26 protein-coding genes and 1 riboswitch are annotated in these 22,791 nt (G+C 56.7%); of the genes, 13 read left to right on the top strand and 13 right to left on the bottom strand.

The window, feature by feature from the left end; translation table 11 throughout:
* Positions 1–57 precede the first annotated feature (57 nt).
* Positions 58–1,569: an AMP nucleosidase gene (locus ACO6TI_RS12640; protein WP_055111211.1), complete on the bottom strand. Its 1,512-nt coding sequence runs from the start codon at positions 1,567–1,569 to the stop codon at positions 58–60.
* Between the two features lie 298 nt (positions 1,570–1,867).
* Between ACO6TI_RS12640 and ACO6TI_RS12635 the strand changes: the two genes are divergently transcribed.
* The 4 genes from ACO6TI_RS12635 to ACO6TI_RS12620 all read left to right on the top strand — a co-directional run bounded on the left by ACO6TI_RS12635 (position 1,868) and on the right by ACO6TI_RS12620 (position 5,722).
* The gene (locus tag ACO6TI_RS12635) at positions 1,868–2,668 is read left to right on the top strand and encodes a transporter substrate-binding domain-containing protein (protein ID WP_055112591.1); all 801 of its coding nucleotides are present in this window, start codon (positions 1,868–1,870) and stop codon (positions 2,666–2,668) included.
* A gap of 150 nt (positions 2,669–2,818) precedes the next feature.
* Positions 2,819–3,625 (top strand): ABC transporter permease subunit, encoded by an 807-nt coding sequence (locus ACO6TI_RS12630; RefSeq protein ID WP_104702191.1) that lies wholly within the window; start codon positions 2,819–2,821, stop codon positions 3,623–3,625.
* Between the two features lie 139 nt (positions 3,626–3,764).
* Positions 3,765–4,451, top strand: coding sequence for a DNA-3-methyladenine glycosylase I (locus ACO6TI_RS12625; protein ID WP_196897977.1), 687 nt, complete (start codon positions 3,765–3,767; stop codon positions 4,449–4,451).
* A 131-nt stretch (positions 4,452–4,582) separates the two neighbouring features.
* On the top strand, positions 4,583–5,722 hold the full coding sequence (locus tag ACO6TI_RS12620) for a site-specific DNA-methyltransferase (RefSeq protein ID WP_209003519.1): 1,140 nt from the start codon (positions 4,583–4,585) through the stop codon (positions 5,720–5,722).
* A 102-nt stretch (positions 5,723–5,824) separates the two neighbouring features.
* Here the strand turns inward: ACO6TI_RS12620 and ACO6TI_RS12615 are convergent, their stop codons facing one another.
* Positions 5,825–6,538 (bottom strand): alpha/beta fold hydrolase, encoded by a 714-nt coding sequence (locus ACO6TI_RS12615; RefSeq protein WP_409855235.1) that lies wholly within the window; start codon positions 6,536–6,538, stop codon positions 5,825–5,827.
* A 29-nt stretch (positions 6,539–6,567) separates the two neighbouring features.
* Positions 6,568–6,942, bottom strand: coding sequence for a winged helix-turn-helix transcriptional regulator (locus tag ACO6TI_RS12610; protein ID WP_029063759.1), 375 nt, complete (start codon positions 6,940–6,942; stop codon positions 6,568–6,570).
* 135 nt (positions 6,943–7,077) lie between these two features.
* Here ACO6TI_RS12610 and ACO6TI_RS12605 point away from each other — a divergent pair, with 135 nt between their 5' ends.
* From ACO6TI_RS12605 to ACO6TI_RS12590, 4 genes are all read left to right on the top strand, one after another.
* A complete protein-coding gene (locus ACO6TI_RS12605) occupies positions 7,078–7,692 on the top strand; it encodes a glutathione binding-like protein (RefSeq protein WP_422385035.1) in 615 nt (204 codons plus the stop codon).
* Positions 7,689–8,075, top strand: coding sequence for a nuclear transport factor 2 family protein (locus ACO6TI_RS12600; RefSeq protein ID WP_108874649.1), 387 nt, complete (start codon positions 7,689–7,691; stop codon positions 8,073–8,075). Before ACO6TI_RS12605 ends, ACO6TI_RS12600 begins: the two co-directional genes overlap by 4 nt.
* A gap of 2 nt (positions 8,076–8,077) precedes the next feature.
* The gene (locus ACO6TI_RS12595; RefSeq protein WP_422385034.1) at positions 8,078–8,293 is read left to right on the top strand and encodes a tautomerase family protein; all 216 of its coding nucleotides are present in this window, start codon (positions 8,078–8,080) and stop codon (positions 8,291–8,293) included.
* A 156-nt stretch (positions 8,294–8,449) separates the two neighbouring features.
* Complete coding sequence (locus ACO6TI_RS12590) at positions 8,450–9,010, top strand: DUF4166 domain-containing protein (protein ID WP_422385033.1); 561 nt, start codon at positions 8,450–8,452, stop codon at positions 9,008–9,010.
* A 10-nt stretch (positions 9,011–9,020) separates the two neighbouring features.
* Here ACO6TI_RS12590 and tyrS read toward each other — a convergent pair whose 3' ends face one another.
* The 3 genes from tyrS to ACO6TI_RS12575 all read right to left on the bottom strand — a co-directional run bounded on the left by tyrS (position 9,021) and on the right by ACO6TI_RS12575 (position 11,743).
* Positions 9,021–10,298, bottom strand: coding sequence for a tyrosine--tRNA ligase (tyrS, locus tag ACO6TI_RS12585; RefSeq protein WP_422385032.1), 1,278 nt, complete (start codon positions 10,296–10,298; stop codon positions 9,021–9,023).
* A gap of 245 nt (positions 10,299–10,543) precedes the next feature.
* Positions 10,544–11,128: a hemerythrin domain-containing protein gene (locus ACO6TI_RS12580; protein WP_055112587.1), complete on the bottom strand. Its 585-nt coding sequence runs from the start codon at positions 11,126–11,128 to the stop codon at positions 10,544–10,546.
* Positions 11,129–11,293: 165 nt separating this feature from the next.
* Positions 11,294–11,743 carry a MarR family winged helix-turn-helix transcriptional regulator gene (locus ACO6TI_RS12575; protein ID WP_196877589.1) on the bottom strand — a complete coding sequence of 150 codons (450 nt, stop codon included), beginning with the start codon at positions 11,741–11,743 and terminating at the stop codon, positions 11,294–11,296.
* Positions 11,744–11,838: 95 nt separating this feature from the next.
* On the opposite strand from ACO6TI_RS12575, the gene ACO6TI_RS12570 reads away from it, so the two are divergent.
* Positions 11,839–12,543: a glutathione S-transferase family protein gene (locus ACO6TI_RS12570; RefSeq protein ID WP_422385031.1), complete on the top strand. Its 705-nt coding sequence runs from the start codon at positions 11,839–11,841 to the stop codon at positions 12,541–12,543.
* Between the two features lie 58 nt (positions 12,544–12,601).
* On the opposite strand, the gene ACO6TI_RS12565 is transcribed toward ACO6TI_RS12570, so the two are convergent.
* From ACO6TI_RS12565 to ACO6TI_RS12535, 7 genes are all read right to left on the bottom strand, one after another.
* On the bottom strand, positions 12,602–14,653 hold the full coding sequence (locus tag ACO6TI_RS12565) for a vWA domain-containing protein (RefSeq protein WP_196891100.1): 2,052 nt from the start codon (positions 14,651–14,653) through the stop codon (positions 12,602–12,604).
* A gap of 100 nt (positions 14,654–14,753) precedes the next feature.
* Complete coding sequence (locus ACO6TI_RS12560) at positions 14,754–15,407, bottom strand: isochorismatase family protein (protein ID WP_422385030.1); 654 nt, start codon at positions 15,405–15,407, stop codon at positions 14,754–14,756.
* 21 nt (positions 15,408–15,428) lie between these two features.
* Complete coding sequence (locus ACO6TI_RS12555) at positions 15,429–15,896, bottom strand: MarR family winged helix-turn-helix transcriptional regulator (RefSeq protein ID WP_196877585.1); 468 nt, start codon at positions 15,894–15,896, stop codon at positions 15,429–15,431.
* Positions 15,897–16,098: 202 nt separating this feature from the next.
* Positions 16,099–16,584 (bottom strand): OsmC family protein, encoded by a 486-nt coding sequence (locus ACO6TI_RS12550; protein WP_196877584.1) that lies wholly within the window; start codon positions 16,582–16,584, stop codon positions 16,099–16,101.
* Between the two features lie 3 nt (positions 16,585–16,587).
* On the bottom strand, positions 16,588–16,959 hold the full coding sequence (gene gcvH / locus ACO6TI_RS12545) for a glycine cleavage system protein GcvH (RefSeq protein WP_108874656.1): 372 nt from the start codon (positions 16,957–16,959) through the stop codon (positions 16,588–16,590).
* A 24-nt stretch (positions 16,960–16,983) separates the two neighbouring features.
* Complete coding sequence (gene gcvT / locus ACO6TI_RS12540; RefSeq protein WP_422385309.1) at positions 16,984–18,135, bottom strand: glycine cleavage system aminomethyltransferase GcvT; 1,152 nt, start codon at positions 18,133–18,135, stop codon at positions 16,984–16,986.
* 182 nt (positions 18,136–18,317) lie between these two features.
* A riboswitch (glycine riboswitch) is annotated at positions 18,318–18,409 on the bottom strand.
* A gap of 207 nt (positions 18,410–18,616) precedes the next feature.
* Positions 18,617–19,204, bottom strand: a complete 588-nt coding sequence (locus tag ACO6TI_RS12535) for a hypothetical protein (RefSeq protein ID WP_208992513.1) — start codon at positions 19,202–19,204, stop codon at positions 18,617–18,619.
* A gap of 190 nt (positions 19,205–19,394) precedes the next feature.
* Between ACO6TI_RS12535 and ispH the strand changes: the two genes are divergently transcribed.
* The 4 genes from ispH to ACO6TI_RS12515 are packed head-to-tail and all read left to right on the top strand — an operon-like array spanning position 19,395 to position 22,770.
* On the top strand, positions 19,395–20,393 hold the full coding sequence (ispH, locus tag ACO6TI_RS12530; RefSeq protein ID WP_055111184.1) for a 4-hydroxy-3-methylbut-2-enyl diphosphate reductase: 999 nt from the start codon (positions 19,395–19,397) through the stop codon (positions 20,391–20,393).
* 4 nt (positions 20,394–20,397) lie between these two features.
* Positions 20,398–21,363, top strand: a complete 966-nt coding sequence (locus tag ACO6TI_RS12525; protein ID WP_104702203.1) for a homoserine kinase — start codon at positions 20,398–20,400, stop codon at positions 21,361–21,363.
* Positions 21,360–21,812: a ribonuclease HI gene (rnhA, locus tag ACO6TI_RS12520; RefSeq protein WP_029063741.1), complete on the top strand. Its 453-nt coding sequence runs from the start codon at positions 21,360–21,362 to the stop codon at positions 21,810–21,812. The genes ACO6TI_RS12525 and rnhA overlap by 4 nt, the downstream gene beginning before the upstream one ends.
* Positions 21,813–21,846: 34 nt before the next feature.
* Entirely contained in the window at positions 21,847–22,770 is a 924-nt protein-coding gene (locus tag ACO6TI_RS12515) for a diacylglycerol/lipid kinase family protein (protein WP_208992512.1), read from the top strand.
* Positions 22,771–22,791: the final 21 nt, after the last annotated feature.

Here is a 22,791-nt window from a genome sequence, read left to right as displayed (position 1 = left end):
GACTCATGTCTCGCCAACAAATCACCTTCGGAAGACAGCTGAACAACCACAGGCAGTTTACTGGAACGCAGTTTCCGCAAAGCTCCGGAGTTTTCGGGAATGCAGCCTTTCCGCAGTCATGTTACGCATCTTTTCCACGGACCTGATGCCGATCTGAAGGTGTTGGGCGACCTGACGCTTATAAAAGTCCGTTGCCATGCCGGGCAGTTTCAATTCGCCATGAAGCGGCTTGTCGGAAATGCAAAGCAATGTGCCATACGGGACGCGGAATCGGAAACCGTTGGCGGCGATCGTGGCTGACTCCATATCAAGCGCGATCGCTCTGGACTGGGAAAAACGCTTGACCAGTTCTGACTGGTCCCACAGTTCCCAGTTCCGGTTGTCGAGGGACACCACTGTTCCGGTCCGCATCAATTTCTTCAGGTCATAGCCGTCGATGCCGGTAACTTCCGCAACGGCGTCCTCCAATGCGACCTGAACTTCGGCCAATGGCGGGATCGGGACCCAGGTCGGCAGATCCTGGTCCAGGACATTGTCGTCACGGACATACCCGTGCGCCAGCACATAGTCTCCGAGTGTCTGGCTGTTCCTGAGGCCGGCGCAATGACCGAGCATCAACCAGACATGCGGCCGGAGCACCGCGACATGATCGGTGATCGTCTTGGCATTCGACGGACCGACGCCGATATTGACCATGGTGATGCCGCTGCCATCCGCCCTTTTCAGGTGGTAGGCAGGCATCTGGGGCAACTTGGAAAGTTCCGTGCCACAGGAGGGTTCGGTCTCGCCGGATTGCGTGATCAGGTTGCCCGGCGCCACGAAGGCTTCGTAGCCACTTTCCGGGTCTGCCAGGAGTTCATGCGACATGCGGCAAAATTCATCGATATAGAACTGATAGTTGGTGAAGAGCACATAGTTCTGGAAATGCTCCGCGGCTGTCGCGGTATAATGCTGCAACCTGTGCAGAGAATAGTCGACGCGCGGGGCGGTAAACGAAGCCAGAGGCATAATACCGTCAACGGGTTCATAGGTCCCGTTGGCAATGGAATCGTCCATCACGGTCAGATCCGGCAGATCGAAGATATCGGCCAGCGGCCGGGTCAGATTGGCGGCCGCAGCCCCCCCCTCCACATGGGTCCCGTCATAGAATGCAAAATGAAGCGGGATGGGCATCTTGCTATCGCCGACAAGAATCGGCACGTCGTGGTTCTTCATGAGAAGCGACAGCTGGCTATGCAGATAGTTACGGAAGAGATCCGGGCGCGTGATCGTGGAAGCGTGCGTCCCCGGACCCGACACGAAACCGTAGGACAGGCGGCTGTCCAGGCGGACATGACTGTCTGTCACGATCCTGACTTGCGGATAAAAAGCCCTCACCCTCTCGTCAAATTCCTGGCCCTCGAGAAGATCGTTGAAGTGCGAACGCAAAAAAGCCGTGTTCGCTTCGAAGATTTCAATCAGACGATCGACCGCTTTTTCCGCGTCTGTAAAAACTTCAAGCGGATGGGACGGCGCAAGCCTGACGCGCCGTTTTCCCGTTGGAATATCGCCATTGATCAAATTGGACATAACTGTCTCCTTATTGTTGTTATGAGGGCACAGTCCCGCCTTGCAGCGCCCGGGTCAATAGATCCAACGGGAGTTTTTTGAATTTTTTTTCACAGAGAGAAAATTTCTGCACCCGACTTTTCGACGGCCAAAAGCAGCACGCGGCATGACGTCACTCAAAACGCCGGCCCCAAAACCGATCAGGTTTCAAACGACTGACACGATCCCGCAATCTTGGAACCTGGTGCGTTCAGGAACGGTCTTTTCCGATACACCTAATGCCGATACTATCCTTGCAAATTCTGACCAGGAGCTTCCCATGAAACGTATCCTCTTGAACCTTGCGGTTGCTGTATCCTCATTGCTTGGGACCGGTATTGCAGCGGTTGCGGCCGATCTCCCCGATCTTGGTGGCAGGGATGTTGTCATTGCTTCGGAGAACACCTACCCGCCGCTTCAGTTCGTGGATCCCAAGACCGGTCAGGCCGGCGGCTGGGAATACGAGGCAGTCGCAGAGATCGCCAAGCGGCTGAACATGAATGTCGAATACGAGAATGTCAGCTGGGATGCCATGATCCCCGCAGTGTCGGCCGGTGAATACGATCTGGCCATGAACGGCATCACCATCCGCGAAGACCGGGCCGAAAAAGTTGCTTTTTCCGACCCCTACATGCGTTCGGAAATGTTCATGCTGGTACGTGCCGACGAGGACCGTTTCACGGATCCCAAGGGTTTTGGGGCCAACAACGATTTCCTGGCCGGCGCGCAACCGGGTACGACCCCCTTCTACGTCACAGTTTACGAAGTTCTCGACGGCGATGAAAACAATCAGCGCATCAAGCTCTTCGAAACATTCGGGGCTGCCGTGCAGGCACTCAAGACAGGTGACGTTGATCTGGTTCTAACTGACAGCACCGGTGGCCAGGGTTACGTCAACGCAAACCCGGACACGTTCAAACTGATCGGCGATCCGATGGGTACGGAGGATTTCGGTTTCATCTTCCCCAAGGGTTCCGAACTGATCGCACCGTTCAATGCAGCGATTGCCAGCATGCGCGAAGACGGCACGCTTGATGCACTGAACAAGAAATGGTTTTTCGACTACAAGGCCGCCCAATAGCAGGTTCCGACCCGTCTCCGGACGGGTAGACAAGCTGCCACGTGGCCGGTATCGGGACAGCTCCCGGCACCGGCCACTTTCTTTTCGCAGTTACGTATCCTTGCCTGACGGCGAGGCGTCCCGACCCAGCGAACGACACAAGACACCGACATGTTCCGAAAAAAGACTTCAACGGTATCCCCGCAACAGGATTTTCCTTATTGGCTCGTTGCCGCCAGCGCCATCGCGGTATTTCTCCTGTTTCAGATCGGAACCGACGAAATTTACACGCAAGTCATGACGACGGTTTCCCGAGGTGTCGGACTGACCATTTTCGTGACGCTTGTCGCGTTTTTCCTGGCGTCGGTCATCGGCCTGCTGCTGGCACTTGCCTCGCTCTCCGGCTCGATCGTCCTGCGCCAAAGTGCGAGGTTTTACGTCGAGGTTGTGCGTGGTCTGCCGATCATCGTCTTGTTGCTCTATATCGCCTTTGTCGGCACGCCGCTGATAGTCGCCGCCATCAATGCCGTTCTGGAACCGCTAGGTACCGGCACGATGCGCACCCGCGACTTTCCCCTGCTCTGGCGCGCCATCGTTGCCCTTATGATCGGATACTCCGCATTTATCGCTGAAGTTTTCCGCGCCGGGATCCAGGCTGTCGACAAGGGCCAGATCGAGGCGGCGGAAGCGCTTGGCATGAACAGGTGGCTTCGGTTCCGCCTGATCATCTTTCCCCAGGCTCTCAAGACGATCCTGCCGCCGCTCGGTAACGACTTTGTTGCCATGATCAAGGACAGTTCCCTGGTTTCCGTTCTCGGCGTCGCCGACATCACCCAGCTTGGCAAGGTCTACGCCGCCGGGTCCTTCCGCTACTTCGAAACCTACAATGTCGTCGCACTGATCTACCTGATGATGACCATCACGCTTTCCCTTGCGCTGCGCAGGTTCGAGCGGTCAAGGGATATAGGGGGCCGGTAAGCCACAACTGAACTGCCTGTCCGGACGGGTGTTGGCATCAATTCTTTCTTGTCTTGCTGCGGCTGCTTCTGCGAGTGTGAACTCCGTCAGGAATCCGGTAGACACAAAAGGCGGGAAAGACTTAACGGAGACATGACACATGCGTTCCCTTGAAGAGATCGAAGCACTCGCCGCACAGAAAAAGGGCGGAGCCGAAAAGCTCGCGGCACTTCTTGGCGAGCACAATCTGCCCAAGTCCGAAGCCGAACTCGACAAAATCGGCGACGATCGCTGGCTTGCCATGTTTACAAAATGCGTCTTCCAGGCCGGCTTCAGCTGGAAGGTCATCGAGCAGAAATGGCCGGGGTTCGAAGAGGCTTTCCAGGGATTTGATGTCGCCCGCCTCTCCTTTCTGCCTGATGAAGCCTTCGAGGCTCTGCTCAAGGATACCCGGATCGTACGCAATGGTGCCAAGATCAAGGCCGTTCAGGACAATGCGGTGTTCCTCAAGGAGCTGGCCATAGAACATGGCAGTGCCGCACGCTTTTTCTCGCGCTACCCGGTGACCGATCAGATTGGTCTGATGGAGCTCATGAAAAAACGTGGCAGCCGCCTCGGCGGAACAACGGGTCAGCTCGCGCTGCGATTCATGGGAAAGGAAAGTTTCATCCTGCCTGGAGACGTGGTTAACGCCCTGATCCGTGAAAATGTCATTGAGAATGACCGCATGTCGAAAAAAAACCTGAAGGAAATTCAGGTTGCCTTTAACGATTGGAAGACAACTTCCGGTCGCAGTTTCAACGAAATCAGCAGAATTCTGGCCTTTTCGGTCGGCACAAGTCATTAACTTCTCATTCAGCTTTTACGATTGTAAACAAAGCCTTGATTCAAAGGGAATTTTTCTTTTTCCGACTTAACCGCTGATTTACCAAACCCGGTAACCATGACACTCGAAATTGCGTGAGGTAATGCGTCGCAATGAGTGTACTGCGTACCGGGGTGTCCTTAGCGACACCCCACCCCAATGAAAACAAGGAAGCATCCGCTTCCTGGATGAACAAGATCCTGAAGGGCGACTGCGTGTCCGCCCTTGAGAAACTGCCGTCCCGTTCCGTGGACCTGGTCTTTGCGGATCCGCCCTACAATCTCCAGTTGGGCGGCGATCTGCACAGGCCGGATCAGTCGAAGGTGGACGCCTGTGACGACCACTGGGACCAGTTCGACAGCTTCGAGGCCTATGACGCCTTTACCAGATCGTGGCTGCTGGCCGCGCGCCGGGTAATGAAGCCGGACGGGTCGCTTTACGTGATCGGCTCCTATCACAACATTTTCCGTGTTGGCGCGATCCTGCAGGATCTCGGCTTCTGGATCATGAACGACATCGTCTGGCTGAAATCCAACCCGATGCCCAACTTCCGTGGCAAGCGGTTCACCAATGCCCACGAAACCATGATCTGGGCGGTGAAATCCAAGGATGCAAAACCGACCTTCAACTACGACGCATTGAAGACGTTCAACGACGATCTGCAGATGCGCTCCGACTGGCATCTGCCGCTTTGTACCGGAACGGAGCGGTTGAAAGACGGAACCGGTCAGAAGGTGCATCCGACACAGAAGCCGGAAGCGCTGCTTTACCGGGTCCTTACAGCCTCTTCCAGACCGGGAGACGTGGTGCTTGACCCGTTCTTCGGTACCGGAACCACCGGCGCGGTCGCCAAAAAGCTGGGCCGCAACTTCGTTGGTGTCGAGCGTGAGCAGGACTATATCGATGCCGCGACCGCCCGTATCGAAGCCATCGAAGCGGGTGACGGTGAAGCGCTGGAAATGCAGCAAGGCAAGCGAGCCCTGAAACGTATCCCGTTCGGAACGTTGCTGGAAAACGGCCTGCTTTCACCGGGTGCCGAACTTACCTGTTCGAAAGGCAAGCATATTGCAATCGTGCGGGCCGACGGTTCCCTGAAATCGGGCGACCATACCGGTTCGATCCACAAGGTCGGTGCCCTCGTACAGGGGCAGGAAGCCTGTAACGGTTGGACGTTCTGGCACACCAGGGAAGGTTCAGCCAAGTCACCAATCGATGAGCTTCGCAAGGAAATCAGATCCCGCCTGCAGGTATAAGCAGGCTGACAAGCAGAAGCGAACTTCGTGTTCCCCGCGATAGCACTTAACTCCCGCCTCCCTCTCGGAGGCGGGCTTTTCTTTTTTAACCTTTGCGCTGGCTCAGCCGAGTCCTTCCAACAGATCGGCAAGTGCCAAAGGTTCGGTCACCATGGCGTCGTGCCCGCTTGCGATCTCCTCGATGGGCCATCCAAGTTTTCTGGCACGGTCCAGGGCGACGATGGCCGGCCGGTAAGGCGGGTCAGTGCAGTGGATGTAGTCGGCTGGCAGGCTGTTGCCGACCGGGCTTTTCAAGTCGAGCGCGGTCGTAAAGGTTCGAAACGGATGAGGCGTCAGACGCGGCTCGACAAATGAAACGTCTTCTGAGCGGGAAACACCGAAGCTCTCTGCCGGCGCCGGTGGCAGAGTGAGACCGCCGCTGGTTTTCCCGGCCAATTCGGTGCGGTCTCTGGCCATGTCTTCCGGCAGCAGACCAAGCCATGTTTCACCTGCATCCAACATGATGGCATCGAGATAGATCAGCTTGGCAATCCGGTCAGGAACGACATCCGCAACACCGGTGATCGGGATACCGCCAAAGCTGTGACCGACCAGAACAACATTCTTGAGGTTCTCGAAGCGAAGATGCTGGACGATATCGTCAACGAAGGTCTGGATTGTGATATCCGGCGACAGCAAATGCGACCGTTCTCCGAGGCCGGTCTGAGTTGGTGCCGTGACGCGGTGGCCCCGCGCCCTCAACAGGTTCGCAACCCGCGACCAGCACCAGCCGCCGTGCCAGACGCCGTGAACGAGAACAAAGGTCTTTGTCTCCATGAATGGTCTTTCAATGCAATTTTTCTAAACTATTCAGCAGCTTCAGAGGCAACTTCATACCCACGCAGCTGCTTCAGTTTGTGCCCGACCTCGACGATCGCTTCCAGAGCCGGGATCAGTTCTTCCCCCAGTCCGGTCAACTCGTATTCGACCGACGGAGGCGACGTCGGGCGCACATGACGCAAAAGCACACCGCGCTCTTCAAGCTCGGACAGCCGCGCGGAAAGAACCTTCGATGATACGGGCGGAATGTCTGCCTTCAGCTCGTTGAAACGGCGTGGTCCGGCTCTCAGGCTCCAGATGACATTGGGCGCCCAGGCACCTGCAATCACTTGCATGCATTCCGTCAGCAGACACGGTTCCGGCGGCTGCGGGCTTCGGTTCTTGCGCATTTTCAGTGTCATATTGCCTGTAACTCCGCAGAAATCAGGTTTCTCCCGGGTAACTCGAAAAACATAGTTACCATCAGTTACCTACTTGTCAACAGTGACCTTAGCAAACACCTTCCCGTCATCAACATTCAGTAATGGAGCGAAACGATGAAGTTGTTTTACAAGCCCGGCGCCTGTTCCATGGCGGCACATATCCTTCTGAACGAAGCCGGTGCCCCCTATCTGCTGGAGAAGGTGGATACCGAACAAGGCACGACAGAAACCGGTGTATCTTACCTGACGACGAATCCTCGCGGATACGTGCCTGCCCTGAGGCTGGATGACGGCGCGGTCCTGACGGAAAATGTCGCGATCCTGCACTGGATCGGCGAACAGTTTCCAGAGCTTGCACCTGAATTCAACGACCAGCCATTGCTTCGTTTCCGGCAGCTTGAACTCCTGAGTTTCCTGTCTTCCGAATTGCACAAGGCCTTCAGCCCCTACTTTTCCGGCAAGACCTTCACGGAGGCCGAACAAGCAGCCATCCGGTCCACGCTGGATGCCAAGCTGGGTCAGTTCAATGACCTGCTTGCGCAAGGACAATCCTACTTGATCGCAGATGCGTTCTCCGTCGCCGATGCCTACGCATTCGTCATATTGAACTGGACCAACTTCATCGGGGTTTCCCTGGATACCTGGCCGGAAACGAAGGCCTATGTTGCGCGTATCGCCGCTCGGCCATCAACTCGCAAAACCCTGCAAGAGGAAGGGCTTGCCGCATGACCGGCCCGATCGAGGAACTGACCGATGTGATCACCGACTATTTCGATGCGCTTTATCACTGCGATACGGATCTGCTGCAGAAGGTGTTTCATCCCAAGGCGGTTTATGCGACCGCAGACGAGTCTCCCCTGCTGCACCGGACCATGGACGAGTATGTTCCCGTGGTCGCGGCCCGGGTGTCACCCGCCTCGCGTGGAGAGGCTCGCAACGATGTCATCGAGGAGATCCAGTTCGCAGGTGACAACACGGCCTTTGCCCGGGTTCGCTGCACCATGGCAGGCAAGGCCTATGTCGATTTCCTGACTTTCGTCCGTGAAGACGGGCGCTGGCGGATCATGGCAAAGATCTTCCAGATGAATGCACAAGCCGAAGGAGCCGCGTAGCCATGCCCTATGTCAATATCCAGGTGACCCGCGAAGGCGTTACATCGGAGCAGAAAGCCAGGCTCATAAAGGGCGCGACCGATCTGCTTGTCGAGGTTCTCGACAAGAACCCGATGACGACGTTCGTGGTGATCGATGAAGTCGAGATGGAGAGCTGGGGGATCGGTGGACTGCCCGTTGAGCAGTTTCGCGCAAAAGACCCGGTGAGTTTAAAATAGACACTCTCTCTTGAAAGCCGGGTCTTGTACCCGGCTTTTTGTCTTTCCATCAAACGGACTTCGTTAATCATCACGCAAGTTCACGAATGTGCAATTTTTAATTGAATGTTCAGTCTTTCAGATTCAAAAAGCGCCCCGAACACCATAGGAATTGCGATGCCTCGCAACTTGTACCAGACAATTCTGGGTCAGAGCTTCGAGCAAATTCCGATACAAATTCGCGACATGCACACCTTCGCAAGACGTGCGATCGGTACCGCAAATGTCACTCGCGGTCGATCGCCGGTAGCAAATCTCATTTGTTGTTTGGCTTCCCTGCCAATGGCGCGCGAAAATGTCCAGATAGAAACATCCTTTGTCGAAATCGATGGCGGTGAGCGCTGGACGCGCCGATTTGACGGCCAACCATTTGAAACGGACATGATGGCCGGCAAAGGCGAACCGTTTCCCTGCATGCTTGAACGCCTTGGGCCGTTCTTGTTCAAAATGCGTGTGACGGCGAGCCCGGCCGGCCTCGACCTGTCCCCGGAATTCGTCTTTCTCGGACCCGTGAAAATCCCGTCATTTCTTGCCCTGAAGGCTATCGGCCGCGAACGTGTTGTTGATGGCCGCTACAGGTTTTCCGGCAACGTCAGTTTCCCGTTGATCGGGAAGGTTTTCGGCTACGAAGGATCGATCGAGCCCAGCGAATTCGTATCTGACAACGAACCCGCTTAGGCCGACACCATCACTCGAACCCGACCAACGCCTTACGGCGCCTTCCAACCGAAACGGCGAGCCGATCGTTTGCTTTCAGGTCACCGGTGCCGATCCGGCGGCGCGGGTCCTCGATGATCCGGTTGTTGAGCCGTACACCACCCCCTTCCACCAGACGCCGGGCTTCGCCATTGGATGCCGCAAATCCGATTGCGACGACGAGCTCGAGAAGTCCCAGACCTTCGGCCAGGCGTTCAAGCGGCAGCTTGTGGGTCGGTTCGAGAAGGTCATCGCCGCCGGAGAACAAGGCATCTCCCTGTTGCAAGGCTGCACGCGCTTCCTCTGGTCCGTGAACGATGGTTGTTACCTGGGTCGCAAGGATCTTCTTGGCTTCATTCAGCTCCACACCCTGCAATTCGGACAATCTTTCGACTTCCTTGATCGGCAATTCCGTGAAAAGGCGGAGGAACTTGCCGACATCGGCATCCGCCGTATTGCGCCAGAACTGCCAGAAGCCGAACGGTGACAGATGTTCGGGATGCAGCCAGACAGCACCGGCGGCTGTCTTGCCCATCTTGGCCCCGCTTGCAGTCGTCAGCAGAGGAACCGTGAGGCCGTGCAGCTTGCGGCCGTCACGTCGGCCGAGTTCGACACCGTTGACGATGTTGCCCCACTGATCGGATCCGCCGACTTGCAACACGCAGTCGTGGCGCTTGGCCAATTCCAGGAAGTCCACCGCCTGCAGCATCATGTAACAGAATTCAAGCACGGTCAGCGGCATCTGCGCATCAAGGCGCGACTTGACACTGTCAAACGTCATCATGCGGTTGACAGTGAACTGGGAACCATAGTCGCGGAGAAATTCCAGGAAGCGGAATTCGTTGAGCCACTCCGCGTTGTCGACCAGCAAGGCACCATCGGGACCGTCCATGTCGACAAGCCTTTCGACCGACCGGCGAATGGTTGCGATATTGGCGGAAATCTGTCGTTCTTCCAGAAGTGGCCTTGCATCATTCCTGAAGCTCGGATCACCGATCTGGCTGGTCCCGCCACCAAGGACGACAATGGGGCGATGGCCGAGCTTTTGCAGCCAGCGCATGGTCATCAGCGGCATCAGGTGCCCGACATGGAGACTGGCGGCGGTGGCATCAAACCCGGCATATGCGGTGACCAGTCCTTCGGAAAGCGTTTGGTCCAGCGCTTCCACATCCGTGCACTGGTGCACGAGACCGCGCTCCAGGAGCACCGCGAGCGCTTCCGATTTGAGCTTGGTCGCCGGTTTACCGGCTTCGATCATGTGTTTGGTCATTTTCGGCTTCCTGGTTTCCCCGCCAGGAGCCCTTGAAACCAAAAAGCCGCCTGACGCGGCGGCTTTTTAGGTTTCTATCAAGTGAGCAAGATCCTACGCAGCCGCCGGTATGTCGGTGACGTAATAAAAATACGCAAAGGGTGCTGCGATCTTGGCCATGGCATTTTAGATGCGTTATCCGCCTCCCAGAGTCAAGCCGGATTTTTCAAGAACGGGTTCAGGTCCATCTCAGTTTCGCGCTGGTCTCAGGACAGCCCCAGCTCACTTTCGCCTCTTGAAAGAATGATCGGGACGATCAAATCCTCTTCGTCGGCAAGATGCCGTTTGAGCCCCATGAGAAGCATGTCGCTGGTCGCTGCATAGTTGTCCGAGGCCCGCCGAATTGCGTCCCGGTCGCCCTCCTGCAGCTGACCGATCAGTTCATTGGCGCTGCCGATCACCGTCTCGATACGATGATGAATAACCTCATGATCGTTTTCCAGAAGCTCAAAGCCAGGGAGCAAGCGTTTTTCCGCCTCCATGAAGACGGGAAAATAGTGGTGATCCTCGATCATGTGATGATTGTGCAATTCGGTGAGGAAATGCTGGAGCTGCGGGGCGAACATGCCGCCAAATCTTTCGGGAGGAATCTGGCCTTCCCGAAACTGGCGCAACATGGAAATCAAGGTGTTGCCGAAATTGCGGAAACCGTCATGACGGTTGAGCCAGAAATTCGTCAATGGTCCGAGATTGCCATGCCCCAGCCACGCATCCCTCGGGTATTCCCGGAGAAGAAAAAGCCACTCCTGCGGCAAGTCCTGACGACTATCGATATCAAGCGGGTCGTTCATTTGCGCTGTCAGCCTTCGTTTTGACAGCAACTGGTGCGTCAGGTCGGTCGGCTTCCTGTTGCTTACTCTTATCAGGGGTATCATCTGTCACCAACCAATCTGCGCCCGTCGAAATCAAATTTGCAAAACGTCAATCATGCAATTTTTCGAAAATTATCCTCGTTTTCAGGGCAACAGCTTGCCCAGCAGCTTCCAGAGTGTTTCAGCCTCTTCGTCGTCGAGATGCGCCGCAAACTCGATTTCGACCGCTTCGCGGTAGACCGGCCACATCCTCTCAAGCAGTGCCTCACCTTCCGGTCGCAAGAAAATCATCACTCCGCGACCATCATCCGGAGCCCGCCTCTTGTCCACGTACGAGGCCCCAACCAGCCGCTCGATCAGCCTGGAAACGTTATACTGCGCCAGAAGCATTCGCTTCTCAATATCGACGGGCCTGAGGCCAACCCCGTCTGCACGCCGCAATTCCAGAAGAACATCATACCAGCCAAGTGGCGGGAAACCCTCCGCCTTCAGGCGGACTTCCACGCGGGAGAGAACTGCACCACTTGACCGTTGCAGCCGCGCCCAACATTCCATCACATCCGGGAAATGCCGGTCTTTCAGGTTTCCAGTCATGGTCAACGCATAGAACTTTAATGCATGTGCATCAATCTTGTATTTTCATGCATCTGCATCTATTTTAATGCAAGTGCATGAAAATGGAGTTCGACATGACATATCCCTTCACCCTGATCAGCCACAGTCTTTGCCCCTACGTTCAAAGGGCAGCCATCGTTCTTGCGGAAAAGTCCATTCCTTTCGACCGGACCTACATCGATCTTTCGGACAAGCCGGACTGGTTCAAGGCCGCATCGCCACTTGGAAAGGTCCCCTTGCTGAAGACCGGTAACGACAGGTACCTGTTCGAATCGGCACCGATCGTGGAGTTCATCGACGAAACACAAGCCGAAAGACTCCATCCCGACGATCCGGTTGAGCGCGCAACTCACCGCGCTTACGTTGAATTCGCTTCGCAGATCCTGAACGGGATTGGCGCTCTATACAGCGCAGCTGATGAGCAGAGTTTCGAAAACGCAAAGCATGCCCTGCGATCGAAATTCGAGCATCTCGATACCCGAATCGACGCTACGGGTCCTTTTTTCGATCGTGACCGATTTTCTATCGTCGATGCCGCCTTTGGCCCGGTTTTTCGCTACTTCGATGTCTTCGACACGTTCACCGATCTTGGAATTTTCAATGACCTTCCCAGGGTCAGGCGCTGGCGGTGTGCTTTGGCTGTGCGCCCCTCGGTTGCGAATGCGGTTACAGACGATTATGCAACGCTTCTGCGTGCCTTTGTGTTGAAAAAAGGCAGCTGGATCACCAGTTTGATGCTGTCGGCCGAGGCCGAGTCTCCGGCGCATTCTACCCGGTAAACGAATACGCCCTACCAGCGGGGCGCTGGCCCCGCCGGTTTGTCGAATGGCTTGCCGTCTACTGGACCGATAGTGGCCGGGTGACGAGCACAGCCTTGTTGTCCCCGTTGAAATAGCGAAGCTCGTAATCCCCGGCTTCTTTCGGGGCATTCAGGTTGACAGTCTGGGCGTCGATATCTCCTGACCATACGCGCCTTTCAAAGACAGCTCTGCCTTTGCCGCCACGTGCCTTGGGATCCCAGATCTGCACCGAATCATACCGAGCCCCGGGTCCTTTCCAGGAAACTGAAAATTTTGTCCCCGTTTCAACGCTCTCCGGCCCCTCAATCGCTATTTCAAGCGGAACGACGGCAATCGGACGCGTCAGCATCACGGTCTTGTTGTCACCATTATAGTAGCGCAACTCGTAGTCGCCCGGTTTTGCCGCGCTCGGCAATGTGACCTTGCTGTTGTCAAAATCGTCATTGCGCAGTCGTTTTTGATGAACAACCCGGCCGTCACCGGCGCGCGCCCGCGGATCAAAGAACTGAACGCTGTCGTAGCGTGCACCGGGGCCGGTCCAGACGACGGTGACATGGCGGCCCTGACCGATCTCGTCGGGAGCTTCGAGTGCAACGACTGCCGCGGTCACCTCGACAGGCACGGTGGCGAGCACAGCCTTGTTGTCCCCGTTGTAATAGTGCAGCTCATATGGCCCGGCCTTTACCGGTCCCGGCAAGGTTACTCTCTGATTGTCGAAATCGTCGTTGCGCAGACGTTTTTCATGGAGCTTCTTGCCGTTCGCCGGATCGACCAGCCGCACACTGTCATACCGTGCTCCCGGCCCGACCCAGTCGACGACAATCGGTTTGCCGGCTTCAGCCGCTTCTTCCGTTTCAAGCGTGACCGGAGCTTCGATGATGTCCAGTGAACGTGTCGCCAGAACGGTCTTGTCTTCCCCAGCATAATAACGAAGCTGATATGCGCCCGGTTTTGCCGGTGTCGGCAGGGTTACCTTGTTGTTGTCGAAATCATCGTTGCGCAGGCGCTTGTTGTGCAGAACCTTGCCCTCGCCGCCGCGTGCAGACACGTCATAGAGTTGCACCGCGTCGTAACGGCCTCCGGGGCCGATCCATTCCACGGTCACCGGCCGTGCCATGGCGGTTTCGTCCGGGGCGAACAGGGCCACCTCGGCCGGGATCACGTCGATCGCACGTGTTGCCAGGATCTGGCGGCCTGTGCCGTCCCAGTATCGCAATTCATATGTGCCGGGATCGGTCACAACTGTCATGGTGACTTGATTGTTGTCAAAGTCTCCGTTCACGATCGCTTTCGAGCGAAGGCGCTTTCCCTCTCCTCCCCGGGCCATCGGATCATGCAACTCGATCTGGTCGTACCGACCGCCCGGCCCCTGCCAGGCGACATCAATCCGTGAACCGATCTCGGCTTCGTCCGGTGCCTCAAGCAACGCATCGGGCAGCTGCGCCGGTTCAGCCGCTGCTTCTTCCACGGGAACCGTTTCGACTGTTGCAGTCAACGCATCGGAAAGTTCCGCCGTGCTGCCGGCCTGGATGTAGAGACCACCGGTGTTTTCCGCCAGGCAGGCGACCTGGCGTCCTTCCTCCTCGCTCAAACCAAAGCCAATCACATGCGCGGTGAAGTTTACGCCGAGCCGCGCAAGTTCGTTGCCAAGGGCGCAGGGATCCGCATTGCAGGTTTCAATCCCGTCCGTGACGAGCACGACGGTCGCCTTGTCTTCCGTGAAGCGCATGGTTTCGGCGGCCTGGCGCACCGACGCAGACAACGGCGTCTTTCCTTTGGGCGTGATCCTGTCTGTTGCTGCCTTGATGGCCGCACCAGTCCCGGTTGCCGGAGGAACGATCAGCTCAATATCAGCGCAATTGCCTTTTTCACGGTGCCCGTAGGCAAAGAGCCCAAGTTCCAGGTCAGCTGGAAGCGTTCCCAGAACATTTGTCATGGCATCGCGCGCGATTTCAATCTTGGTGCGGCCTTCGATCTGGCCCCACATGGAGCCCGAACCATCGAACACAATTGCGACCTTGTCAGCGGCCAGGGAATGAGACGAAAAAACGGATAATGCTGTAATTGCAAAAACAAGCGGTCGAAACATAGAACCTCCGACGAAATGGAATAAGCGAGATATCGCAAGGTAAACCTGCCACATGACGCCATCTTCGCAAAGGTCACAGTTTGCCGGTCGGGCGATCAGCTCAACATACGATGACCCCTGCCGCGTCAAGTTCGCTTTTCAAGGAAGGCCATTTCGCGGGTGTTGCGGTCAGCGTCGCGGGTTCGCGGATTTCCACGTCATAGCCGCGCGCGCGTGCCCCCTTCGCCGTCAGTTGGACGCAATGGCACGCATCCAGGCCAACCAGAGTCAGACGCCCGATCTTCTTTTTGTCTAGCCAGACCTCGAAATCGGGATTTGAAAAAGTGTCTCCAACGGATTTTTCAAATACCGGCGCGTCTCCGAGATCAACGTCGCGGTCGAATTTCAGACCTTCCCGGCCAGGCGTCCCGATACCACCGGCCACAAGTTTCATCAACTGGATGACAGGCCAGTCCCGAAAAATGTTCTTTACGAAAGCAACCTCGCTGCCGTGAGAGCGGGCCTCGGCGATTTCCTGGTTCATGATCTTCAATGCCGCGTCCCGAACTTGCGGATCAAAGCCCTGCTTGCCGGTGTTGCGCGTGAAATCTTCCTGAACATCGATGACGAGGAGCGCTTTGGACGGTCTTTCAGTCCGGTTGATCAACACCCCTTTCGTTGGCGTGCCGAGCTTCCTGACGAAAAACCCGACATAGCCGAACAGCGCCGCCAACAGCAAAACAAGGCCACCGATAACACTCCAAAAGACGGACATGGTACTTCTCCAGCATAAGAATTATTCCAGCGCCTTGGGACGATCGGGATCGTCCTCAAACTCTGCAAAGTGGTCGAGCATGGCGCAAAGGACACGTTGCGTTGCCAGGATATCGTCTGCTGAAAAGAGCTCGCAGACTGCATCGATCTCGTCATTTTCCCGGGCCCGGACTTCTCCAAAAACCGTCTTGCCCTGATCTGTCAGGGAAAAGAGCGGTGAACGCCGGTGTGCGGGGTTGGGCTGCCGTTCGACAACACCTGCTTCCTCGAGAGCATTCACGATCAGCTGGATCTGCTGGCGCGTCAGAAACAGGACCCGTCCGATTTCGGGAACGGAAAGCGATCCGGTCTCATCAAGCACCTCCATGACCGCTCGCATGCCAACCGTTACACCGGTTCCGCTCAACTTTGCTTCCACCGCACGCGCCAGGCGGCGGTGAACCGGGCGGATCAGCCTGACGATCTCATATAGTTCCACGGATTTCTTCATGACACCCTCTCTTGACATAAATATTGTCATAACGACAATTATATTGTCAATATAGAAAGCCTGTAAACCGGGTTTCCAAGTCTGGGTGTTGTTGTTGCAGTCAGCATCAGGTTCCCATTTCCCGGGAGAGATTAGTCAAATGCAAGTGCCCCGGCACAAGGGCCGGGGCAGCATGAAACAATCCGAATTGGCTTCAGGAAGGTTAGGGAGCGATCAGCTTCACCGGACCCTGCTCAATGACGATCTCGCAACTGACGGAATTGGCGATAAAGCAGACGTCATGCGCCTTTTCGTGCATGTCGGTCAACCAGGACTCGTCCGGTTGTTCACTTGCGATCAGCGTGATTTCCGGACGCAGAACCACTTTGGTGATGGCCATCTTGCCACGGCCAACGCGACTCATTTCGCCCTCTGCGTGATCCCGGTAACTGGCGACATTGAAATTCGCCCGCCGGGCCAGATCGAGAAACCAGAGCATGTGGCAAGAAGAAATCGCCGCCACGAAAGCTTCTTCCGGATCAACGGCTGCCTCTACTGAATGTGGTGGAGCGACCACAGTCGGTGATGCGCTTGCCGGGACTTCCAGGCCGCCGTCAAAACGCCAGATATGGCCTCGGGAATAGGCATTGGCTGCATAGTCGCCGTCGCATGCCCACTCCACCTGAGCCGTATAATAGTGACCTGCCATTGTTCAAAGAGACTCGACAAAGGCCTTGTAGCCTGCTTCGTCCAAGAGTTCGGCAAGCTGGCTTTCATTGCCAACCTTCATTTTCAGAAACCAGGCAGCGCCTTCCGGATCCTCGTTCACTTTCCCCGGCTCATCGGAAAGCGCTTCGTTGGCCTCGACCACTTCACCGTCGATCGGTGCGTAGACCTCACTTGCCGCCTTTACAGACTCCACGACACCCGCTTCGTCGCCCTGGGCGAGTTCGGTGCCAGCATCCGGCAACTCGACATAAACAACGTCACCGAGCTGTTCTTGAGCATAAGAGGTGATGCCGACGGTTGCGATGCCTCCGTCAACTGAAATCCACTCGTGATCCTTGGAGTAATAGGTGGTCATGTCCTTATCCGTTCTCTCGATTGTTCAAGGGTTTGATTTGCGATAGTAGCGATTTGACACGAAGGGCATATCTGAAACTGTTGCCGGAAGACGACGATTGCGGACAATCAGCTCCAATCCGGTGCCGGTCTTTGCAAACCCGGCCGGCACATATCCCATCGCGACAGGCGCACCGACCACGGGGCAAAAGCCGCCACTGGTGACGGTGCCGATAACCGGCCCATCAGGTTGCGCGATCTCCGCACCGTTGCGGGCGGGGACCCCGCCGTGGAGCCTGACGCCGATCCGGACCCGACCCGGACCGTTCTTCAGTTCCCGTTGAATACGGTCCGCGCCCGGAAAACCGCCCTCCTCACGCCGGCGTTTCTGCATGCAGAAAATTATGCTTGCTTCGACCGGTGATGTTGTTTCATCAAGATCGTGACCATAAAGGCACAGGCCCGCCTCCAGCCGAAGACTGTCACGCGCACCAAGACCAACCGCGTCAATACGCTCGTCAGCCAGCAGTGCCCGCGCAATCGGCTCGGCAGCTCCGGCCGGAACCGACAATTCCACGCCGTCTTCACCTGTGTAACCGGCACGTCCGACGTGACAATCAATGCCGTCGAACTGCGTGGAACATGCCGACATGAACGCGAGGTCTGCTGCTTGCGGCGCATGTGCAGCGACAGCATTGACAGCCTCCGGCCCCTGTACGGCAATCAGCGCCCGGTCCTCGATGACTTCGAGCCTGACCGCGTCTTGCAGATTTTTCCGAAAATGCGCGATGTCGACCTCTTTACGCGCCGCGTTGACGACCAGATAAAGACGCCCGTCTTCCGCGTCGGTTTCAGGTCGTGTCACCATGAGATCGTCGATGACACCGCCTTCCCGGTTAAGCAGGACAGAGTAGCGCTGCCGCCCGCGCGGCAGGTCGACGAAACTGGATGGGGTCAACGCTTCGAGTGCGTGTGCTGTCGTCTCGTGGTCCGGCCCGACGAGAACAAGCTGTCCCATGTGAGACACATCGAACAATCCGGCCTTGCTGCGCGTGTGCAGGTGCTCGGCCAGTATGCCGTTCTGGTACTGCAACGGCATTGTGTAACCCGCGAACGGAACCATGCGTGCGCCGAGCTCCAGATGGAGATCGTGAAGTGGCGTCTGCATCAATTCTGTCACTTCGGTGGCCGTTGCCATCATTGGTCCTCGAATGCAGGGCGTTGCATGGCATTCCGGCAGATCATGAACCGGTCAACCAGCACCCCCTCTGTCCGAGTACCTGAGAGATTTCCTGTCGAACGCCATGAGTCGCGCGCCAGTTACTCCTTCGGTGAGCAGTCCACTGAGCAGTTCAGTGGAGCACTGCTTTCCAGAGCGTTGTTCCCCATGCGGTCCTTTTGCCTGAGAGTTTCCGGGGCGGTTGCTCCTTCGGCGCCGGGTCATTTGACCCAGGCTCTCCCGCGTGGGGCACGCGCGTTGCCGCGCCAAACAGGTCACGACCCTGATTGCGGGCGGGATTTTGCGAGCGGGGAATACCCTTGTCAATACAGGATTAATCCGGCCGGGATTGAAGTCTTTCAAAACAAGACCCACGGCAGCCAGGGTAACGTAGCGGCTTCCCGACAGTCTTGTGATCCGTGGGGTCACGGCGTGTGTGTGTTTCCGCGGAAGACGTCGCTCAGCGGCGACGCCCTTCATCAAATCCGAACACCACCTTGACGCTCTGGCCCTGCGGAATCGTGAATTTTTCTTCGATCAACGTCCACTTTTCCGCAGGCGCGCTCTCGCCGAGCGTCACAGGAACGGTCAGCACTTCAGAGCTCAGGGGTTTGGCACCAGTGCCGCCGGGCACGATCGCGACCCGCAGCGGCAGAACGATCTCACCGCCTTTCCAGGCCGGGCCAGGTGTTACGTCACCGGACAGCCCGACTTTCATGAGCCGCTGACCGTCCGCCTGCTGGGTGCAGCTGTTTGCCCAGTCTTCGACCGTTGCCTGATAGAGCAAGCCTTCGGATTCATCCTCTTTGCCGCGAACGTAATTCCTGATCAGGTAAGCGTTTGACTTCAGTTCCATGGACGGACAAGGCACCGGCGGAGCAAAGGTTGCCGGAGAAACTTCGATCGGTTCCTGTCCGCCCGTGATTATCTTGCTGGCAATACTGTCGGAACCTCCGCCACAGCCTGCCAGGGTCGCAGCGCACAAACCAGCTGTCAGAATTGTCTTCAGTTTCACGTCGAATACGGCCTGGAACGCACTGATCATCATCTACCCATCGGATCGAAAAGCAACTTGGCGGAGTGTCATAGCAGGTGAACATTTGCTTGGCGAGGCTTGATCGCCTGAAAGCTTGAAGCATCTCATTGTGGCTGAAATAGTGTGCACATCAGCGCATCTACTTGACAGGCATGACCTTGAAGCCCTTATTGCGGCCAGGAAGGTTTGCTGAAAGAGCACCATGAGCGATACCAAGCAGATAAAACCGCCACTTACGATAAAACTCTGTGCGCCACGCGGGTTCTGCGCCGGTGTGGACAGAGCGATCCAGATTGTTGAACTTGCGCTGGAAAAATACGGCCGTCCCGTTTATGTGCGCCACGAAATCGTTCACAACAAATTCGTTGTTGATGGTCTTAAAGCCAAGGGAGCAGTCTTCGTCGAGGAATTGAGTGAAATTCCTGCTGATGATGCCGGCAGGCCCGTGATCTTTTCCGCGCACGGCGTCCCGAAGTCGGTGCCCGAAGATGCCGAGGCACGCAACATGTTCTTTCTGGACGCTACGTGTCCGCTGGTTTCCAAGGTGCACAAGGAAGCTCAGATCCACGATCGGCGCGATCGTGAAGTGCTTCTGATCGGACATGCCGGCCATCCGGAAGTCATCGGGACGATGGGCCAGCTGCCGGCGGGAACCGTTGCGCTCATCGAAACCGAGGAAGATGCCCGAAAATTTCAACCCAAGTCGGACAGATCACTCGCCTACATTACCCAGACGACTCTATCGGTTGACGACACGGCCGGAATTGTTGCGGTCCTGCAGGAGCGTTTTCCCGATATCGTTGCCCCACACAAGGAAGATATCTGCTACGCAACAACGAACCGGCAGGAAGCGGTAAAACATGTCGCGCCGGATGTGGATGCAATGGTTGTTGTCGGTGCGCCGAATTCTTCCAATTCCCAGCGCCTGAGGGAAGTTGCTGAACGCGCCGGCTGCAAGGTTGCGGTTCTGATACAGCGTGCAAGCGACATCGAGTGGCCGGATTTCGAAGACGCACGGTCCCTTGGACTGACGGCAGGTGCATCGGCGCCGGAAACTCTGGTAGAGGAAATCATCGACGCGTTTTCCACCCGGTTCGAAGTCATCGTCGAAACCGTGCGAACCGCTGAGGAGACAATTTCCTTCAATCTGCCACGGGAACTCAGAGACGTGGTCTCGACGCCCCAGGCGGCTACCGGATAAGAACATGGCCGTTTATACCGAAGTGACCGATGAGGAATTGCAAGACTTCATCGGAACCTACGATGTGGGGCGCCTGCTTTCGTTCAAAGGCATTGCCGAGGGTGTTGAGAACAGCAACTTTCTCGTCCATACCGACAAGGCCTCCTACATTCTGACACTTTACGAAAAACGGGTAGATCCCGACGATCTGCCCTATTTCCTCAATCTTTTGCAGCACCTTGCCGGCAAGGGTCTTTCCTGTCCGACACCTGTTCCATCAAGGGATGGCGAACTGCTTGGGACGCTGGCTGGCCGCCCGGCCGCGCTTGTCACATTTCTGGAAGGCATGTGGGTCAAGCGCCCACGGGTTGAACATTGCGCCGGCCTTGGAAGGGCGATGGCCGAACTGCATCTTGACGGCCAGGACTATGACGGTTTTCGGACCAATGCGCTGAATGTCGCCGGTTGGCGACCCTTGTTCGAACAATGCGGAGACCGGAGCGACACTGTTCATCCGGGACTGGGAGACGAGATTACGCGGGAACTGGCGCATCTCGAAGCGACCTGGCCGTCAGACCTGCCGCACGGTGTCATTCACGCCGACCTGTTTCCGGACAATGTCTTCTTTCTCGGCAACGAGCTTTCGGGTCTGATCGACTTTTATTTCGCCTGCAACGATGCGTTTGCCTACGATATCGCGATCTGCCTGAATGCCTGGTGTTTTGAAATCGACCTTTCGTTCAACGTGACAAAGGCCAGGGCACTGTTGAAAGGTTACACTTCCGTTCGCCAGCTCGACTCCAACGAATACGACGCGTTACCAACCCTTTGCCGCGGTGCTGCCTTAAGGTTCCTGCTCACGCGGCTTTATGACTGGTTGAGCGTGCCCGAGGGAGCCCTTGTTACACCCAAGAACCCGCTGGAATACCTCAAGAAACTGAAATTCCATCAGACAATTGGCGGTACGGAGGCTTACGGACTGGAACGATGAGCAATCAGAATCGCGTAACGGTTTTCACCGATGGTGCCTGTTCCGGAAATCCGGGCCCCGGTGGATGGGGTGTGTTGCTTCGTTTCGGCGAGCACGAAAAGGAACTGAAAGGCGGGGAGCCGGAAACCACCAACAACCGCATGGAACTGACGGCGGCAATCGAGGCACTGAATGCACTCAAGCGCCCCTGCGCGATCGACCTCTACACGGACAGCACCTACGTGCGGAGCGGGATCCGCGAATGGCTGGACGGCTGGAAACGGAAGAACTGGCGGACGGCTGCCAACAAACCGGTGAAGAATGCCGACCTCTGGCAGGCCCTCGACGAAGCACGCGAACGCCATGACGTTTCCTGGCACTGGGTCAAGGGTCATGCAGGGCATCCTGACAACGAACGCGCGGACGAACTGGCGCGCGGCGGCATGGCACCGTATAAGAACGGCGATTGAATACAGCTCCCGACCGACGCGCTGAGGAAATCAAGTGAGAGATCTCTGCTGGTCCGCTCCCGCATCGCGGCGTCAAGCCGCACCCGACATTCCAGGGTCCGTGCTGATCATGGCGAACCCCACTTCCGGCGGATACAAGGCGGAATTCCTCGACAGCGTCCGTACAAGACTGGAAGATCTCGGTTTCCGCACAGAAATCAGACTCACCAGGCATGCCGGTGAAATCGGCGAAGTCTGCGCCAACCCAGGCCTGGGTGTTCGAACGCTTGTCGTTGCCGGGGGCGATGGATCGATCAACGAGGCACTGACAGGCTTTCAGAACAATCCCGACCCGCCGCAGCTTGCTGTCATCCCCTTCGGGACGGCGAACGTCCTTGCTCTCGAACTCGGTCTGCCACGAAAGCCGCTTGCGATCGCTGACATGATCTGGCGGCAGAAGACGAAATCTCTGCGCTTCGGACTTGCCAACGGTCATCCGTTTGTTCTCATGGCGTCCAGCGGCTTCGATGCGGAAATCGTTCACGCCGTGCCGCTGGCTCTCAAGCGGAAGTTCGGCAAGCTTGCCTACGTGATCACTGCTTTCAGGATCGGCTTCAAACGCAAGGCGAGCCATCTGGAAATTTCACTGGACGGCGAAACGATCAACGGAAAATTCGCGGTCGCCAGCAATGCGCGCCACTATGGTGGTCCCTTCGTCATCTGCCCGCACGGGGCGACCGACCCGGGTCTGTACATGCTGGTGCTGGACAAGGACGACCCCTGGTCTTCCCTGCGTTATGGATTGGCGCTGATGTTCGGACGAATACACAAGGCGCGTGGCGCAACCGTCCGGCCGTTTTCCGTGGCCACTATCGCTTCAACCTCGCCTGTCGCTGCGCAAGTTGACGGCGATCCATTCGGCACTACGCCACTGGAAATCCGCCAAACGGAGAAGACAGTGCCCGTACTGGTTCCCTGACATCCGTTGTCTGCCGCAGGG

It is taken from the genome of Roseibium album, assembly GCF_965233825.1.
GTDB classification, from domain to species: Bacteria; Pseudomonadota; Alphaproteobacteria; order Rhizobiales; family Stappiaceae; genus Roseibium; species Roseibium album.
The sequence above is the reverse complement of the archived record's forward strand: the minus strand, read 5'-3'. Positions and strand labels throughout refer to the sequence as shown.

What these genes read in the sequence shown, in the direction of transcription:
- ACO6TI_RS12590 (WP_422385033.1), top strand. Translation starts at nt 8,450, where the DNA reads ATGCCTCGCAACTTGTACCAGACAATTCTGGGTCAGAGCTTCGAGCAA.
- ACO6TI_RS12605 (WP_422385035.1), top strand. Translation starts at nt 7,078, where the DNA reads ATGAAGTTGTTTTACAAGCCCGGCGCCTGTTCCATGGCGGCACATATC.
- ACO6TI_RS12565 (WP_196891100.1), bottom strand. Translation starts at nt 14,653, where the DNA reads ATGTTTCGACCGCTTGTTTTTGCAATTACAGCATTATCCGTTTTTTCG.
- rnhA (WP_029063741.1), top strand. Translation starts at nt 21,360, where the DNA reads ATGAGCAATCAGAATCGCGTAACGGTTTTCACCGATGGTGCCTGTTCC.
- ACO6TI_RS12610 (WP_029063759.1), bottom strand. Translation starts at nt 6,942, where the DNA reads ATGACACTGAAAATGCGCAAGAACCGAAGCCCGCAGCCGCCGGAACCG.
- ACO6TI_RS12550 (WP_196877584.1), bottom strand. Translation starts at nt 16,584, where the DNA reads ATGGCAGGTCACTATTATACGGCTCAGGTGGAGTGGGCATGCGACGGC.
- ispH (WP_055111184.1), top strand. Translation starts at nt 19,395, where the DNA reads ATGAGCGATACCAAGCAGATAAAACCGCCACTTACGATAAAACTCTGT.
- ACO6TI_RS12535 (WP_208992513.1), bottom strand. Translation starts at nt 19,204, where the DNA reads ATGATGATCAGTGCGTTCCAGGCCGTATTCGACGTGAAACTGAAGACA.
- ACO6TI_RS12580 (WP_055112587.1), bottom strand. Translation starts at nt 11,128, where the DNA reads ATGAACGACCCGCTTGATATCGATAGTCGTCAGGACTTGCCGCAGGAG.
- ACO6TI_RS12635 (WP_055112591.1), top strand. Translation starts at nt 1,868, where the DNA reads ATGAAACGTATCCTCTTGAACCTTGCGGTTGCTGTATCCTCATTGCTT.
- ACO6TI_RS12625 (WP_196897977.1), top strand. Translation starts at nt 3,765, where the DNA reads ATGCGTTCCCTTGAAGAGATCGAAGCACTCGCCGCACAGAAAAAGGGC.
- tyrS (WP_422385032.1), bottom strand. Translation starts at nt 10,298, where the DNA reads ATGACCAAACACATGATCGAAGCCGGTAAACCGGCGACCAAGCTCAAA.
- ACO6TI_RS12600 (WP_108874649.1), top strand. Translation starts at nt 7,689, where the DNA reads ATGACCGGCCCGATCGAGGAACTGACCGATGTGATCACCGACTATTTC.
- ACO6TI_RS12570 (WP_422385031.1), top strand. Translation starts at nt 11,839, where the DNA reads ATGACATATCCCTTCACCCTGATCAGCCACAGTCTTTGCCCCTACGTT.
- ACO6TI_RS12560 (WP_422385030.1), bottom strand. Translation starts at nt 15,407, where the DNA reads ATGTCCGTCTTTTGGAGTGTTATCGGTGGCCTTGTTTTGCTGTTGGCG.
- ACO6TI_RS12630 (WP_104702191.1), top strand. Translation starts at nt 2,819, where the DNA reads ATGTTCCGAAAAAAGACTTCAACGGTATCCCCGCAACAGGATTTTCCT.
- ACO6TI_RS12640 (WP_055111211.1), bottom strand. Translation starts at nt 1,569, where the DNA reads ATGTCCAATTTGATCAATGGCGATATTCCAACGGGAAAACGGCGCGTC.
- gcvT (WP_422385309.1), bottom strand. Translation starts at nt 18,135, where the DNA reads ATGGCAACGGCCACCGAAGTGACAGAATTGATGCAGACGCCACTTCAC.
- ACO6TI_RS12620 (WP_209003519.1), top strand. Translation starts at nt 4,583, where the DNA reads ATGAGTGTACTGCGTACCGGGGTGTCCTTAGCGACACCCCACCCCAAT.
- ACO6TI_RS12555 (WP_196877585.1), bottom strand. Translation starts at nt 15,896, where the DNA reads ATGAAGAAATCCGTGGAACTATATGAGATCGTCAGGCTGATCCGCCCG.
- ACO6TI_RS12575 (WP_196877589.1), bottom strand. Translation starts at nt 11,743, where the DNA reads ATGACTGGAAACCTGAAAGACCGGCATTTCCCGGATGTGATGGAATGT.
- gcvH (WP_108874656.1), bottom strand. Translation starts at nt 16,959, where the DNA reads ATGACCACCTATTACTCCAAGGATCACGAGTGGATTTCAGTTGACGGA.
- ACO6TI_RS12615 (WP_409855235.1), bottom strand. Translation starts at nt 6,538, where the DNA reads ATGGAGACAAAGACCTTTGTTCTCGTTCACGGCGTCTGGCACGGCGGC.
- ACO6TI_RS12525 (WP_104702203.1), top strand. Translation starts at nt 20,398, where the DNA reads ATGGCCGTTTATACCGAAGTGACCGATGAGGAATTGCAAGACTTCATC.
- ACO6TI_RS12595 (WP_422385034.1), top strand. Translation starts at nt 8,078, where the DNA reads ATGCCCTATGTCAATATCCAGGTGACCCGCGAAGGCGTTACATCGGAG.